This is a genomic window from Sphingomonas bacterium, from assembly GCF_028289855.1.
In the GTDB taxonomy this organism is placed as follows: domain Bacteria; phylum Pseudomonadota; class Alphaproteobacteria; order Sphingomonadales; family Sphingomonadaceae; genus Sphingomonas.
Genome location: NZ_JAQGKZ010000080.1, coordinates 14,811 through 28,252, shown reverse-complemented (window position 1 = coordinate 28,252; position 13,442 = coordinate 14,811). Strand labels below are relative to the sequence as shown.

The window sequence follows — 13,442 nt, the reverse complement described above, 5'->3', positions numbered from 1 at the left end:
AATTTAGGCGGCTTCCGCTTCCTCGTCGGCCATCGCGATTCGCGGCTTGAGGTCGAACGCCACGCAGATCCGCCGGTCGCGCACGCCGTGCGGGAAGGTGCGGTGATAGGTGTGCGACGGGAACATCAGGCAGAGCCCATTCTGCGGCCGAACCACATTGGTCCCGTACGCCGCCGCGGCCTCTTCCCCGGCCAGATCCTCGGGCAGGCCGAGCGCGATGCAGCCGGCTTCGGTGTCGCCGTTCGCGATCGAATCGGGCACGCGGACATAATAGGCGCCGCTCAGCCAGCCGAACTGGTGAACATGCCAATTCTCGAACCCGTCGCTTTCGGTGATGACGCACCACGCGCGCAGCGTGGCGTCGGTCGGGCGTGCCGCGGCCCAGGGATGATCGACCCCGCCGACCCGCTCGACATGCGCGTTGATCGCGTCGGCGATCGTGTCGAGCAGCACGCGCACCAACGGCGCCGCGCGGCTGAGCGGCGAATCGATTCGCCAGGTCAGTTCGGAGGCGGTGCCGTAGCGATCGAAGCGAAGCCCCGGATGCGTCATCAATTCTTCGGCCAGCGCCGCATTGAAGCTCTCGATGCTGTCCCACCCGGCCGGCGGCGGCAACTTGGCTGCGCGAAAGAAGTCGTCGGCGCCCATCATCGTACGCACCTGGTCGCGTTCGTCGCGATGGGCATGGGCCAGCGCCTTGGCCGCGAACAGCCGCGAATGCGCGGCGCCCTTTGCCGCGAGATCGTCGTACATCGCCAACACCGCGCCGGTATCGCCCGCCGCCAGCGCAAGCGTCGCCAGCCGCTTGCACGCATCCTTGTTATGCGGGTCGAGCGCCAGCGCCTGGGTTAGCGTGGCGCGGGCGGCATCCACGTCGCCCATCCGCGTTTCCGCCTTGGCGCGCAGCGCGAGCGCCGCGGCGCGTTCTTCATCCTGTTCCGACAGCGCGAAGGCGCGGTCGGTCGCCGCCCACGCGCCGGCATCGCCCTCGGCCGATTCGTGCGCCAGCCACGCCTGCGCCAGCGTCATTTCCTCGCGCGGGCCGAGATCCGCCTGACCCGACAACAATGCGGTCACCGCTTTCGCATCGTCGTTGAGCACCAGCAGCGAGGCGAGCCGCCAGCGCATCGTCGGTGACGGATTGCGAGCATAAGCGGCCTGGACAAGCGCGAGCTCGTCCTGCGCGGTCAAATGCTTGACGGTTTCAAGCTCGATGTTGATGCGGCGCGACATGGCGGGCGGCTTACCACGCTTGGCACGCGTCGGTCACCATGGTTCGATCGAAGGTGTCCGGCCCGTCGCACGTTATTGTTACGGGTCGCGATTTATGCATTTGATCCGCCGCGCTTATGTTTATATGATAGACAAGATATTACCGAATCTAACAGGGAGATTGGGACTGTGAACGAGCCGAAGAACAACAACGAGGCGCGGCGCCCGTGGATCGTGCCTGAAATCCGTGAGTTGGACGTGCGCGAGACTTCGGCATTGCCGAATCGCGGCGCCGATGTCGGCGGCAATCCGTACGCCGACTGCCAGCGTTCGTAATATGGTCCTGTCGCCCTGACCGGCGTTTGCCGGGCAGGGCGCGCATGGCGTCAGATCGCGATGATGTCGGCCGGTGCGGCCGGCATTTCTATGTCGTGCAACCGCGTGAAATCGTTGCGGTCGAACACCACCACCCCGCCGTTCAGCGTACCGCGCAAGTGACGTGGGCCGAACGTCGACATACCAACCGCCATTCTTTCCGGCCTTAGCGCGATCCCGCGCGTCATCTTGTCGTCGGTGATATGGATCAGCGTTCCGTCCGACCGCAGGATGTCGCCGTCGCGCGACAGCGAATGCCACAATCGGCCTTCTTCGTCCTCGACAATGTCGTGACAGCTATGACCGGGCAGGAATTCGCGCTCGACCACCGTCCACTGCGCGTCGAGCCAGGCGATCTCGCTGTTCTTGACCGGCCGTGCCTTGCCGTTGTGCAGGAGCAACCCGATTCGGTCGCCGACCTTGGCGATGGTGTTGATATGCAGATAGGCGCCGGTTTCGTCGGTCAGCGGCGCGACCGGGAACGGCGTTCGAACGTCGACGAGATCGCCATCCAAGGTGTAGCGCCGAATCGCCTGGTTCGCGGTGTCGACCAGGCACAGCAAGCCGTCGACGACCGCGACCTGATGGCCATTGTTATGCAGCCCGGTCGCCAGCACATGCGGCGCGCCCAGCTTGCCGTCCGCGATGTCGAGCCGGATGATCCGCCCGGTGCTCGACCCGGGCTGGCGATGTCCGCAATTTTCGAACGCGTACAATCGGTCATCGTGCCGGCAAATGCCGAAATACCACCCGCGCAGCACCAGCTTTACACGGTCCGCGCCAACCGCGAAGACGCCGCGATGCGTCGTGACCAGCCATTCCCAGCCGGCCAGATCGGGATCGACGACGCGTACCTCGCCGCGATCATAGGCGAGCCGGGCGAGCGCCGCGCGTATCTCGCTATTCGACGCCTTGCGCACGGGATCGTTCATTCACTCTCCCTAGGAAATTCGACCGCGTCGTCAATCGACTGGCTCCCGGCGTGACCGCGGCGATCAGCGGCCTTTATGGCCTATTCGGGCTCGACGGCCGCCCGATCGACGACGCCGACGCCGCCGCGTTGGGGTTGACCGTCGATGGTCCGCCCGGCGCGATGCTGGCCGAGGGCGTGGATCGGCAGGCACCGGCCGCGGTCCATCGCAGCGATGCCGGTGGCCGGACGACGCTATTGCTTGGCGATCTGGACGAGCCAGAAGCGATGGCGGACCGCCTCGCGCTGTCGCGCGCCACGCCGCCGGCCGATCTGGCGCGCGCGGCACTGCTGAAGTTCGGCGCCGAAACGCCCGTGCTGCTGACCGGCGAATGGACCTTGCTGCATTGGGAGCCCGAGGGACGGTTGACGCTGATGGCATCGGCGGCGCGGCGCGACCGGTTGTTTTTCGTGGCGTCCGGGGCGCGATGCGCGGTCGCCCCAGATCTCGCCGGCCTATCGCGAATCGCCTGGGTCGGTGACGAGATCGACGCGGCGGGGCTGTTGTTCGGCATGGGCCGCACCGATCTGCGCGGCCGGCGCGGTGGCCGCACGATGCTGAAGCGGGTGCGCCAATTGGTGCCCGCCGAGTGCGTGACGATCGAGTTGGACGACATCCGGCATGAAACGGCGACCGTGCTGACCCCGCAACCACGCAACAGGGGGACGTTCGAGGATGCGATCGCCGAAGCCGACGCGCTGCTGCGCCTGATCATGCGCCAGCGCGCCGCGCGCACGACGATGCCGGCGGTGCTGCTCAGTGGCGGCCTCGATTCGTCGCTCCTCGCTTGCCTGGCCGCCGAAGAGCACGCGGCGGACCAGCCGCTGGGGCTGATCACGTCGGTCGCCCCGGCGGGCAGCGGTATCGCCGATGAACGCCAGTTCGCGGATATCGTCGCGGCGGCGCTGGGCCTAGCCGTGGATCCCGTCGCGCCGCCGCTCGATGCCGATACCTATCGCCCGCCCGATCACATCATCGCCGGTGCGGGCGGGCCATTCCTGTCCAACCGCCATTGCCTGACCGAAGCGTTTCAGGTGGCCGCGCGCGCGGCGGGCGCGACGATGCTCGTCAACGGCACCTATGGCGAGATGAGCGTGACGGGGTGGTTTCCCGGCACGACCATAAAGCAGCGCCTCCGGGCGATGGCGCGGCGCATGATACGTGGCCGGCCGCCGGTCGTACCGAACGAAACCAATGCCTTTCATGTCAGGATCGCGCCCGGCCGGCTGGCGCAGTTGCCCGATGAGATAAGCCGGGCGATCGCGTCACCGTCACCGGTCGTGGTCGAGCAAGCGAGCGATCTGTGGGGGTATGTGCCGGGTATCGAAAAGGCACTCGGCCAATCCAACGAATTCTATGGCGGTGCGCTGCGCATGGACTTCCCGTTTCGCGACATCCGCCTGCTGCGGCTGTTCGCCGGGATGCCCCAGTCCTTCTTCATGCGGCAGGGAATGGACCGAGCCCCGGCGCGCCGTATCCTCGACGGGCATCTGCCCGATTCGATCCGGCTGCGACGCTCGGGCATGCCGGCGTCGCCCGATCACATCGTTCGGCTGCAGCGCCAGGCGCCCCAGGCGCGCGAGCGGATCGCCGCGTTCCGGCGTGCCGATGTCGGCGAATGGCTCGATCTCGACTGGCTCGATCGGGTGCTCGAACGCGTGGCGGCGCATGGGCCTGCCGATGTCGGAGACGCCAACGAGGTTCAGCTGACCGCGATCAATGCCGAAATTCTGACCTGGTGGCGAACGCGTCGCTAGCCTTGCGAGAAAGCGCTAGGCTGGGACGGCCGCGAGCTTGACCTCGCCCTCGTCCTCGCCGTCCCAATAATGAATCCGCGTCGCGCGGACGTGGAGCATCGCGAGTCCCGGCGTATCGACGCCCTGTTCGAACCAGCGGTCGAGACCCTTCGACCAATGCTCGGCGAAGCGTGCCTTGTCGCGGATCACGTCGGCCTCGCCTTCGACCGCGACGAAGAACGGCCGCATCCCGAGCAGGCCGGCCTTGCCCTGAAAGGTCAGCGCGACGCGCGGGTCGCGGGCGATATCGGCGACCATTAGCGACGAATCCCACGTGAAATAATAGCTGTCGCCGTCGTAATCGACCTCGCGATTGTTGCTCATCGGGCGCGCCGCGATGGTGTTGTCGGGGCCGTGCGTGGTCAGCATCGTGAAGTCGATGTCGCGCATGCCTTCGGCGATCTCGGACAGGGTCTTGGTCATCGCGGCTCTCCCGGTTCTGGTTCGGGAGCGTCAACGCGCGCACCGCCCGAATCGCTCCCGCGTCAAATCCAGCCGGGCGCGTGGACCAGTTCGAGCCTGATGCCGTCGGGATCGGCGAAGAATACCGCGTAATAATCGCCCGAATATTGCGGGTAGTGCGCCGGCGGATCGAGCACGGCGATATCATGCTCGATCAGCAGCCCGTGGAGCCGGTCGACCTCGTCGCGGCTCGCCGCGCGCCACGCGAGGTGCTGCAATCCGGGCGCATAGCCGTCGTGCGTCCCCGCGCTGGTCGCCTGGCGGATACCGAGCGACCCCCCGAACGGCTCGCGCCCGCGAATGTCCCATTCGCACCCGTCGGACTCGTCCTTGACGCAGGTATAGCCGAGGAATTCGAGCACCGGCCCGTACACGCGCTTCGACGCGGCGACGTCGCGCACGCTCAGGTCGATATGATGGAATGCACCGCGCGCTTGATCGTCATCCATGATTCGACTCCTCACCAATTAGAACATACCATGAACACAACTACCGAGTCGTTGCCATGCTCTACATCATGATCAAACCGCCCTTCGTCGCGCAGCGCCAGGTCTGCGGCCAGCGCGCCCATTATGGCCTCGATGATAGCTACCCGTCCGACCGCCTGCACAGCACCATGCTGCGGCTCGGCGATGAAGCCGACTGGCCCGCCGCCAGGCTCGACCAACTCAGGCGGTTGCTCGGCACCATCGCGGTCGAGCCCTTTCGGGTGATGTTCGATCTGATCGCCGGCAATCTGTTGCGCAACACGAAGGGCATCCCGCAGGCAACCGAATTTCACCGCCTGTTGCGGCAAAAGGCTGAGATGTGCGGCGTGCGGATCGAGCACAATTTCTGGTTGCATCTGACGCTGGCCTATCGCGGCACGCCGATCGCAGCGGCGCGCAAGATCGACCCGATCGGATGGACCGTCGAGGAGTTCCTGCTGATCCGGAGCGACCGGGGTCACGAGCTCCTGGACCGCTGGCCGTTGCGGCAGCGCCAATATGCGCTCGCGCTATAAGGGCGGCAGCGCCCAGTCGATCGGCTTTTGGCCATGCGCGACGAGGAACGCGTTTGCCTTGGAGAACGGCTTGCTGCCGAAGAAACCGGTATGCGCCGACAGCGGCGAGGGATGCGGCGAACGCAGGACCAAATGCCGGTTCGAATCGACGAATGCCGCTTTCTTCTGCGCGTGACTGCCCCACAGCATGAACACAACGGGTTTCTCGCGCGCGTTGACCAGCCGGATCACCGCGTCGGTGAAGCGTTCCCACCCGCGGCCCTGGTGCGACGCGGCCAAACCCATTTCGACCGTCAGTACCGCGTTCAGGAGCAGGACGCCCTGCTCAGCCCAATGTTCGAGGAAGCCGTGCCGCGCCGGCGGGATGCCGAGATCGGCCTCCATTTCCTTGTAGATATTGACCAGGCTCGGCGGGGTGCGCGTGCCGGGGCGGACCGAGAAGCACAGCCCATGCGCTTGCCCCGCGCCATGATAAGGGTCCTGCCCCAGGATGACGACGCGAACCCGGTCGAGCGGCGTCAAATCGAGCGCGCGAAACCAGTCGGCGCCTGGTGGGAAAATGCGTTTGCCGGCGGCTTTCTCGGCAACGAGGAACGCGCGCAGCGCCGCCATGTAATCTTGGGCGAACTCGCTTTGCAGCGGTTCCAGCCAGGTCGGGTGCAGCTTGACGGCCATCGCGCGAGGTTGATCGCGATTGGGCCGCCCGTGTCAATGCGCGCCGCGATGGACGCGCGTCCCGGTCAGGCGACCGGGACGAGCGAGGTGGCGACGTTGATCAGGACCGCCGAACAGATCAGCGCGCTGAAGATCGAGAAAACGGCCTGGCCGGAGACGAAACGGATCGACATGGTGAAATCCCTTCATATTGTGGCGGCCTCGGATGATCCCGATGACCGATGCTGCAATGATTGCAGGGAGCATGCCAGTTTTATAAACTGTTGAAATTCAAGAATATCGTAAATTACCCGGCTAGCGAGTGGCGAAATCCGCCAGAATAGAAGGATATTTTACGCCGCCAGTTGGGATTTTTCGCCACCTGCCTTGATCTGGTTCCGCCCGGCGTGCTTGGCGGCGTAGAGCAATCGATCCGCGCGGCCCATCACCGATCCCATCACTTCGCCCGCCTCATGCACGCTGACGCCACCCGAAAACGTCACCGCGCCGAGCGGTGCGTCGGTTTCGCGCAAGCGATAGCGCTTGGCGGCGACCGCGCCGCGTGCGCCGTCGAGCGTCGCCACCGCCGCATCGACCGTGACGCCGGTGAACAGAATGGCGAATTCCTCGCCGCCATAGCGCGCGACGAGATGCTCGCCGCACGCCTCGCGCAGCGCCTCGGCGATCGCCTTGAGCACGCGGTCGCCGACGGCGTGACCGAACCGGTCGTTGACCGACTTGAAGCGGTCGATGTCGCACAGCGCGATACAGATCGGCACGTTCTCCTCGGACGCCGCGGCGAACGCATCCTCGAGCGCACGCCGGTTGGCGAGCCCGGTCAGCGGGTCGCGCCGCGCATCGTCGCGCGCCGCTTCGAGTTCGACGCGTAGCGCCTCGGCCTCGACCGTCGCGGTGGCGAGCCGTTCTTCGGCGGCCTGGACGCGATCGAGCATCGTGGTCGCCATCCGCGTGATGTCCTCGCCCGTCGCGCCGCTCGCCGACCGGATTGCGTCGGCGCCGGCCAGTAGATCGCGCCCGAACACTTGCGTTTCAGCGCGCATCGTCGCGACGGTGTCGGCAAAATCCTCGACTTGCATCTGGGTGCGCGCGACCAGCGCCTGCATCATTGCATTGGGTGATTCGGTTGGCTTGTCGTCATCGTCGGCGTCATCCCGCGCGACGGTCGCGCCGGCAGCTCCGGCCTGAAACCCCATATCCTCGATGTCGCGCGAGGTCAGCCGCACGCCGCCATCGGTCACGCGTGCCACGGCGGCGGCGAGCGGCCCCTTGGGCTGGCTCAGCAAGCGGTGCGCGAACGTGTAATTGACCGGATCGACGCTCAGCCGATGGTCGGCCAAAAAGGCGCCGATCGCCCCATAAAGGCGATCGGACGGCCCGAACGGCTGACTGGTCTGCGCAGCGCTAGCCACTGGTTTTCCGTTTCCCCATTATCCCCGGGGAGCGGCGTAGCGAAAAACGGTAAAAATGGCGTTTCCGCTATTTCAGCGCGCGGACCGCCTCCAGCGTCAGGCGGACATGGTCGGCGGCGCTCAGGTCCGAATGGACGAAGCGGATCGTCCCGTCGCGCGCGATGACGTAGCTGGTGCGGTTGGTCACAGCGCGCAGCTTCTTGGTCTCGACGTCGGGCACCATCCGCCCGAGATCGACGTCATACGCCTTGACCACGCGCGGCCCCGCGCTGGCGACCGCGAACTTGCCGGCACATTTTTCCTGGCTGAACTTGGTCAAGCGCTCGACCGTGTCGGTCGACATGCCGATCACTTGCGCGCCCGCCGCTTGGAATTGCGGCACGGCTTCGGAGAAATCGTGCGCTTCCTGGTTGCACCCCCCGGTATACGCCGCTGGGAAGAAATAGAGCACCACCGGCCCCTTCTTGAGTTGTTCCGACAGCGTCAGCTTGAAGACCTTGCCGGCGATCGCCCCGCGCGTGGTGAAATCGGGCGCCTTCGCACCAGGCGACAATATGGCGAGCGCGGGCACGGCGGCGAATGCGAGCGGAAGCGCAAGAAGGCGAAGGCGCATGGGACTCTCCTATGGTTGAGCGCTTTCTAGACCCGCGCCGCGCGTACCGCTAGGGCCGTCACCATGCGCATCACCGACGCCGATATCGCACTTGCGGAGCGCCTCGCGGACACCGCCGGCGCGGCGATCCGGCCGTATTTCCGCGCCGCTTTCGACGTGGAGACGAAGGCCGACCAATCCCCCGTCACCATCGCCGACCGCGCCGCCGAGCAAGCGATGCGCGCGCTCCTCGCCGCGGAAGTGCCGCGCGATGGGATCGCAGGCGAGGAATTCGGCACATCCGAAGGCTCGACCGGCCGGCAATGGGTGCTCGACCCGATCGACGGCACCCGCGCATTCATCGCCGGACGACCGTTGTTCGGGACGCTGATCGCGCTCGTCATCGACGGCTGGCCGGCGATCGGGGTGATCGACCAGCCGATCCTCAAGGAACGCTGGGTCGGCGCGATCGGGCGGCCATCGACGTTCAATGGCCAGCCCGTCGCGACGCGTGCCTGTCGCGACCTCAAGGACGCGCTGCTCGCCACGACCTCGCCCGCTCTGTTCGGCGACGGCGAGCTTCACGCCTTCGAGCATCTCGACGCCGCGGTGCGGTCGGTCGTGCTCGGCGGCGATTGCTACAATTACGGCACGCTCGCCTCGGGATGGATCGACGTGGTCGTCGAAACCGGGCTCAAGCTCCACGACTTCGCCGCATTGGTACCGGTAGTCGAAGGCGCGGGCGGGCGGATGTGCGACTGGGCGGGCGACCCGCTGACCGCCGCGAGTGCCGGCGACGTCGTCGCTGCCGGTGACCCGGCGCGAATCGACGACATTCTCGAGGCGCTGGCCTGCCACGGGCACTGACTTGATGCGCTCGCGCGCATGGCCGTGCCGTGCGGATTCAGCGAAGCTGAATTCCAAACAGCGCTTATTCCATCAATCCTAGCCCAAGCAGCAACATCGCGAACAAGGTCAGCGTGATGATCCCGAACAGCATCAGCGCCAGCGTCCGCCACAGCGACGAGAACCAGTTGAGGCCATAGGTGCCGCGCAATTGCGCGAACAGATGCACCGGCGGGGCGAAGGCGATCAGGCACCCCGTGATCACGCCGGGCGCATCGATCATCATCAGCAATGTCACCGCCGTCACCAGCAGCAGCATGAACGACAGCGAATAGGTCACGAAAATCGCGTGGTCGTACAGCTTGAACTTGCGCCGCCACAGAAAGATCAGCGCCACGAACGGCACCGATATCGGGATCAGCGCCCAGCTATATTTGTACGCCGAGGATTGCAGCTTGTAGAGCGCGAGCTCGGGGTTGGCATTGGCCTTGGCGATGCCGTGGTCGAGCCGGTCCCAGCCGGTCTTCGCATCGCTCAGCGTCACGCGGGTGTGGCCGTCCTTGCTGGTCGCGATCGTATTGCGCGCAACCTTGAGGCCGCTGAGTGTCGCCTTCAGCCCGACGATGTCGCTGGCGGCATCCTCGGCGCCGGGTCCGCCCTTGGCGGCGAGCCCTTCGGCCTTGGTCAACTCGGCCTGAGTCTTGGCGATGTTGCCGTCCACCGCCGCGATCCGTTCCTCGCGCGAGCGCGGGGTCGCGTCGAAATTCATGTCGCTTGCGCCGCCCAGGCTGCTGATCGTCGCGAACATCAGGAAGACGAAGAACAGGAACAGCGCGAGCGGCGACACGAACCGCGCCCGCTCGCCGTCGATATAGCGCCGCGTCAACTGGCCGGGATGCGCGACCAGCATCGGCAAGGTCCGCCACACCTTGCCCTCGAAATGGAACACACCGTGGAGCAAATCGTGCCCGATCGAGCTCAGCGTTTTGTGGACATGCCCGTTCTGGCCGCAGGCGTGGCAGAACTCACCGATCAGCGCGGTACCGCAATTGAGGCAGACGCCCTGCGCGGCCCCGCCGCCGGACTCGCCGGCGCGCGGCTCGACCGCCCGGCCCAGCAATGCGCCGGTCGCGATATCGCCGGCCACCTCGATTCCCCCACTCATCTCCGATGGATAGCATTTGCAGGCTGAAAGGCGATACCGTTTTGGCAGCGCGACGTACGCGTGATACCGCTGCAGTCATGGCCACGATTGTCGATACCGAGCTCGATCCGACCGCGTTGATTGCCGCGATGGGTCGGCGCGCGCGCGTGGCGGCGCGCGCGCTGGCGCAATTGGCCACCGCCGACAAGGCGCGCGGGCTGTTCGCGATCGCACAGGCGATCCAAAATGCCGCAGCAGATATCCTCGCCGCCAACGATACTGACATGGTCAATGCCACGGCCGCCGGCCTGTCGCGCGCGATGCTCGACCGGTTGAAGCTGACCCCCGAGCGCGTCGCCGCGATGGCCGACGGGGTCGCGACGATCGCGACGCTCAAAGATCCCGTCGGCGATATCATCGACACCACCGAACCTGCCAACGGCATCAAGCTGTCGCGCGTGCGCGTGCCGATCGGGGTGATCGGGATCATCTACGAAAGCCGCCCCAACGTCACCGCCGACGCCGCCGCGCTCTGCCTCGGCGCGGGCAATGCCGCGATCCTGCGCGGCGGCTCGGAAGCAGTCGAGAGCAACCGCGCGATCCACGCCGCGATCGTTTCCGGGCTGGCGGAAGCCGGGCTGCCGGCCGATGCGGTCCAGCTCGTGTCCACGACCGATCGCGCCGCGGTCGGCGCGATGCTGGCCGGCGAGGGCGTGATCGACATGGTCGTGCCGCGCGGCGGCAAAGGGCTGGTCGCGCGTGTCCAGGCCGAAGCGCGCGTGCCGGTGCTCGCGCATCTCGACGGGATCAATCACGTCTTCGTCCACGCCTCGGCCGATCCGGCAATGGCGGCGGACATCGTGGTCAATGCCAAGATGCGCCGCACCGGGATTTGCGGGGCGATGGAGACATTGCTGATCGACCGCGAATATCCGTACGCCACCGACCTGATCGGCGCGCTGGCCGCCTCCGGCTGCGAGGTGCGCGGCGACGAGGCCGCGCGCGCGCTCGATCCCGCGATCGGCACGGCCGTGGCGACCGATTGGGACACCGAATATCTCGAATCGATTGCCAGCGTCGCGCTGGTCGATGGCCTCGACGGCGCGTTCTCGCATATCGCGCGGCATGGATCGCACCACACCGACGCGATCGTGGCCGAGGACGCGAGTGTCGCCGAACGCTTCCTCGCGCAGGTCGATAGTGCGATCGTGCTGTGGAACGCCTCGACCCAGTTTGCCGACGGTGGCGAGTTCGGCCTTGGCGCAGAAATCGGTATCGCTACCGGCCGCCTCCACGCGCGCGGCCCGGTCGCGCTTGAGGGGCTGACCACCTACAAATGGGTCGGCCGCGGTACCGGGCAGGTCCGCCCTTGAGCCACCTTTTCAGGGCTTCGGTCTGATGCGCGTCGGTCTTCTCGGCGGGTCGTTCAACCCCGCGCACTCGGGGCATCGCGCGATCAGCCTCGCGGCGATCGAGGCGTTGGGGCTCGACGAGGTGTGGTGGCTGGTCTCGCCCGGCAATCCGCTGAAGGACAAGGCGACCGATATGGCGCCGTTCAGCGTCCGCTTCGCCTCGGCGCGCAAGATGGCGGGGCATGCACCGATCCGCGTGTCGGCGATCGAGGTGCGGCTCGGCACGCGCTACACCGTCGATAGCCTCGCCAAGCTGCAACGGCTGTACCGCGGACACGATTTCATCTGGCTGATGGGCGAGGACAATCTGCTCACGTTCGACCAGTGGAAAGGGTGGCGCCATATCGCGTTGTCGATCCCGATTGCGGTGATCGCGCGTCCGGGCTATGATCATGCTGCCCGGGCGTTTCCCGCTTTGGGTTGGTTGCGGCGCTTCTTCCGGCCCGCACACCAGGCGAAGAACTGGACGAAGTGGAGATTGCCAGCCCTCGTGCTGCTGCGTTTTCGCCCTGATCCGACCTCCGCAACGCGGCTGCGTGCAGCCGATCCCGGCTGGCAGCGCCATTATTCGCGCCGTCCCGCCGACCCACCGACTCACTAGGAACCGACTTGGCCACATCTCCCAATGCGTATCGTTCGTCCGATGCCGAAAGCGTCGAGGCGCTGCACCAGCTCGTTATGGCGAGCCTCGACGACGATCAGGCGGTCGACACGATATCGATCCCGCTCGCCGGCAAGTCGTCGATCGCCGACCATATGGTCATCGCCAGCGGGCGGTCGACGCGTCAGGTCGCGTCGATGGCGCAAAAGCTCGCCGAGCGGATCAAGGCCGAAACCGGCCGCCCCGCGCGGATCGAGGGGCTACCGACGGCGGATTGGGTGCTGATCGATGCCGGCGACGTGATCGTTCATCTGTTCCGGCCCGAAGTGCGCAGCTTCTATAATCTCGAACGGATGTGGTCGTTCGGCGACGCGCCGACGCCGTTGGCGCACTGACGCTGCCGCACAACCATCGTCGTCACCCCGGACTTGATCCGGGGTCCCACTTTCTTACCCAACGAGCAGAAGAAGCGGGATGCCGGATCAGTTCCGGCATGACGGATAAGGCGGAGAGCTGATCGATGCTCCTCCACCTCGTGGCGAGGGGACGGATCGGACGTAGTCCCGAAGCCGAACTGGTCGATCGCTACCTCAAGCGCGTCGCATGGCCGACCCGGATCACCGAACTCCCCGACATGGGCGGCAAGATGCCCGCGCTCGACCCGCAAACCAAAATCGTCCTGCTCGACGAGACCGGCGACACGCCCGGCTCGGTCGCGTTCGCCGATCGGCTGGGCAAATGGCGCGACGAGGGGGTACGAGAAGTCCGCTTCCTGATTGGCGCGGCGGACGGTTTTGCCGATGCCGACCGTGCTACCGCCGACTGGCTGGTATCGTTCGGCCGGCTGACTTGGCCGCACATGCTGGCCCGCGCGATGCTCGCCGAGCAATTATGGCGCGCATCCAGCATCCTTGCCAACCATCCCTATCATCGCGAAGGATAGG

General features: G+C 66.2%; 16 protein-coding genes. 8 read left to right on the top strand and 8 right to left on the bottom strand.

Features of this window, described 5'->3' with window-relative positions; genetic code table 11:
- Nucleotides 1-3: 3 nt before the first annotated feature.
- Nucleotides 4-1,233 (bottom strand): putative 2OG-Fe(II) oxygenase, encoded by a 1,230-nt coding sequence (locus tag JWM94_RS09100; RefSeq protein ID WP_299425325.1) that lies wholly within the window; start codon nucleotides 1,231-1,233, stop codon nucleotides 4-6.
- Nucleotides 1,234-1,401: 168 nt separating this feature from the next.
- Here JWM94_RS09100 and JWM94_RS09095 point away from each other — a divergent pair, with 168 nt between their 5' ends.
- Nucleotides 1,402-1,548, top strand: coding sequence for a hypothetical protein (locus JWM94_RS09095; RefSeq protein ID WP_299425321.1), 147 nt, complete (start codon nucleotides 1,402-1,404; stop codon nucleotides 1,546-1,548).
- Nucleotides 1,549-1,598: 50 nt separating this feature from the next.
- Here the strand turns inward: JWM94_RS09095 and JWM94_RS09090 are convergent, their stop codons facing one another.
- Nucleotides 1,599-2,519, bottom strand: a complete 921-nt coding sequence (locus JWM94_RS09090; RefSeq protein WP_299425312.1) for a hypothetical protein — start codon at nucleotides 2,517-2,519, stop codon at nucleotides 1,599-1,601.
- Nucleotides 2,520-2,569: 50 nt separating this feature from the next.
- Here JWM94_RS09090 and JWM94_RS09085 point away from each other — a divergent pair, with 50 nt between their 5' ends.
- Nucleotides 2,570-4,315 carry an asparagine synthetase B family protein gene (locus tag JWM94_RS09085; protein WP_299425307.1) on the top strand — a complete coding sequence of 582 codons (1,746 nt, stop codon included), beginning with the start codon at nucleotides 2,570-2,572 and terminating at the stop codon, nucleotides 4,313-4,315.
- A 15-nt stretch (nucleotides 4,316-4,330) separates the two neighbouring features.
- Here the strand turns inward: JWM94_RS09085 and JWM94_RS09080 are convergent, their stop codons facing one another.
- Entirely contained in the window at nucleotides 4,331-4,777 is a 447-nt protein-coding gene (locus tag JWM94_RS09080; protein ID WP_299425302.1) for a pyridoxamine 5'-phosphate oxidase family protein, read from the bottom strand.
- Between the two features lie 62 nt (nucleotides 4,778-4,839).
- Nucleotides 4,840-5,265 (bottom strand): VOC family protein, encoded by a 426-nt coding sequence (locus JWM94_RS09075; protein WP_299425297.1) that lies wholly within the window; start codon nucleotides 5,263-5,265, stop codon nucleotides 4,840-4,842.
- A gap of 68 nt (nucleotides 5,266-5,333) precedes the next feature.
- Here JWM94_RS09075 and JWM94_RS09070 point away from each other — a divergent pair, with 68 nt between their 5' ends.
- Nucleotides 5,334-5,819, top strand: coding sequence for a 2'-5' RNA ligase family protein (locus JWM94_RS09070; protein WP_299425293.1), 486 nt, complete (start codon nucleotides 5,334-5,336; stop codon nucleotides 5,817-5,819).
- Here the strand turns inward: JWM94_RS09070 and ung are convergent.
- From ung to JWM94_RS09055, 3 genes are all read right to left on the bottom strand, one after another.
- Nucleotides 5,814-6,494, bottom strand: a complete 681-nt coding sequence (gene ung / locus JWM94_RS09065) for a uracil-DNA glycosylase (protein ID WP_299425288.1) — start codon at nucleotides 6,492-6,494, stop codon at nucleotides 5,814-5,816. The genes JWM94_RS09070 and ung overlap by 6 nt on opposite strands.
- A 332-nt stretch (nucleotides 6,495-6,826) precedes the next feature.
- A complete protein-coding gene (locus JWM94_RS09060) occupies nucleotides 6,827-7,903 on the bottom strand; it encodes a GGDEF domain-containing protein (RefSeq protein WP_299425284.1) in 1,077 nt (358 codons plus the stop codon).
- A gap of 67 nt (nucleotides 7,904-7,970) precedes the next feature.
- Nucleotides 7,971-8,516 carry a peroxiredoxin gene (locus tag JWM94_RS09055; protein ID WP_299425279.1) on the bottom strand — a complete coding sequence of 182 codons (546 nt, stop codon included), beginning with the start codon at nucleotides 8,514-8,516 and terminating at the stop codon, nucleotides 7,971-7,973.
- A 63-nt stretch (nucleotides 8,517-8,579) separates the two neighbouring features.
- On the opposite strand from JWM94_RS09055, the gene hisN reads away from it, so the two are divergent.
- Complete coding sequence (gene hisN / locus JWM94_RS09050; protein ID WP_299425275.1) at nucleotides 8,580-9,362, top strand: histidinol-phosphatase; 783 nt, start codon at nucleotides 8,580-8,582, stop codon at nucleotides 9,360-9,362.
- 64 nt (nucleotides 9,363-9,426) lie between these two features.
- Here the strand turns inward: hisN and JWM94_RS09045 are convergent, their stop codons facing one another.
- Nucleotides 9,427-10,488: a DUF3667 domain-containing protein gene (locus JWM94_RS09045; RefSeq protein ID WP_367185876.1), complete on the bottom strand. Its 1,062-nt coding sequence runs from the start codon at nucleotides 10,486-10,488 to the stop codon at nucleotides 9,427-9,429.
- 95 nt (nucleotides 10,489-10,583) lie between these two features.
- Between JWM94_RS09045 and JWM94_RS09040 the strand changes: the two genes are divergently transcribed.
- From JWM94_RS09040 to JWM94_RS09025, 4 genes are all read left to right on the top strand, one after another.
- Nucleotides 10,584-11,858 carry a glutamate-5-semialdehyde dehydrogenase gene (locus JWM94_RS09040; RefSeq protein ID WP_299425265.1) on the top strand — a complete coding sequence of 425 codons (1,275 nt, stop codon included), beginning with the start codon at nucleotides 10,584-10,586 and terminating at the stop codon, nucleotides 11,856-11,858.
- A 25-nt stretch (nucleotides 11,859-11,883) separates the two neighbouring features.
- Nucleotides 11,884-12,498 (top strand): nicotinate-nucleotide adenylyltransferase, encoded by a 615-nt coding sequence (locus JWM94_RS09035; protein WP_299425261.1) that lies wholly within the window; start codon nucleotides 11,884-11,886, stop codon nucleotides 12,496-12,498.
- Nucleotides 12,499-12,575: 77 nt separating this feature from the next.
- Nucleotides 12,576-12,893 carry a ribosome silencing factor gene (rsfS, locus tag JWM94_RS09030; RefSeq protein ID WP_299425571.1) on the top strand — a complete coding sequence of 106 codons (318 nt, stop codon included), beginning with the start codon at nucleotides 12,576-12,578 and terminating at the stop codon, nucleotides 12,891-12,893.
- Between the two features lie 125 nt (nucleotides 12,894-13,018).
- Entirely contained in the window at nucleotides 13,019-13,441 is a 423-nt protein-coding gene (locus JWM94_RS09025) for a 23S rRNA (pseudouridine(1915)-N(3))-methyltransferase RlmH (RefSeq protein WP_299425257.1), read from the top strand.
- Nucleotide 13,442: the final 1 nt, after the last annotated feature.

Coding starts and splice junctions, on each gene's coding strand:
- JWM94_RS09100 (WP_299425325.1), bottom strand. CDS start 1,233: ATGTCGCGCCGCATCAACATCGAGCTTGAAACCGTCAAGCATTTGACC.
- JWM94_RS09090 (WP_299425312.1), bottom strand. CDS start 2,519: ATGAACGATCCCGTGCGCAAGGCGTCGAATAGCGAGATACGCGCGGCG.
- JWM94_RS09080 (WP_299425302.1), bottom strand. CDS start 4,777: ATGACCAAGACCCTGTCCGAGATCGCCGAAGGCATGCGCGACATCGAC.
- JWM94_RS09075 (WP_299425297.1), bottom strand. CDS start 5,265: ATGGATGACGATCAAGCGCGCGGTGCATTCCATCATATCGACCTGAGC.
- JWM94_RS09070 (WP_299425293.1), top strand. CDS start 5,334: ATGATCAAACCGCCCTTCGTCGCGCAGCGCCAGGTCTGCGGCCAGCGC.
- ung (WP_299425288.1), bottom strand. CDS start 6,494: ATGGCCGTCAAGCTGCACCCGACCTGGCTGGAACCGCTGCAAAGCGAG.
- JWM94_RS09055 (WP_299425279.1), bottom strand. CDS start 8,516: ATGCGCCTTCGCCTTCTTGCGCTTCCGCTCGCATTCGCCGCCGTGCCC.
- hisN (WP_299425275.1), top strand. CDS start 8,580: ATGCGCATCACCGACGCCGATATCGCACTTGCGGAGCGCCTCGCGGAC.
- JWM94_RS09040 (WP_299425265.1), top strand. CDS start 10,584: ATGGCCACGATTGTCGATACCGAGCTCGATCCGACCGCGTTGATTGCC.
- JWM94_RS09035 (WP_299425261.1), top strand. CDS start 11,884: ATGCGCGTCGGTCTTCTCGGCGGGTCGTTCAACCCCGCGCACTCGGGG.
- rsfS (WP_299425571.1), top strand. CDS start 12,576: ATGGCGAGCCTCGACGACGATCAGGCGGTCGACACGATATCGATCCCG.
- JWM94_RS09025 (WP_299425257.1), top strand. CDS start 13,019: ATGCTCCTCCACCTCGTGGCGAGGGGACGGATCGGACGTAGTCCCGAA.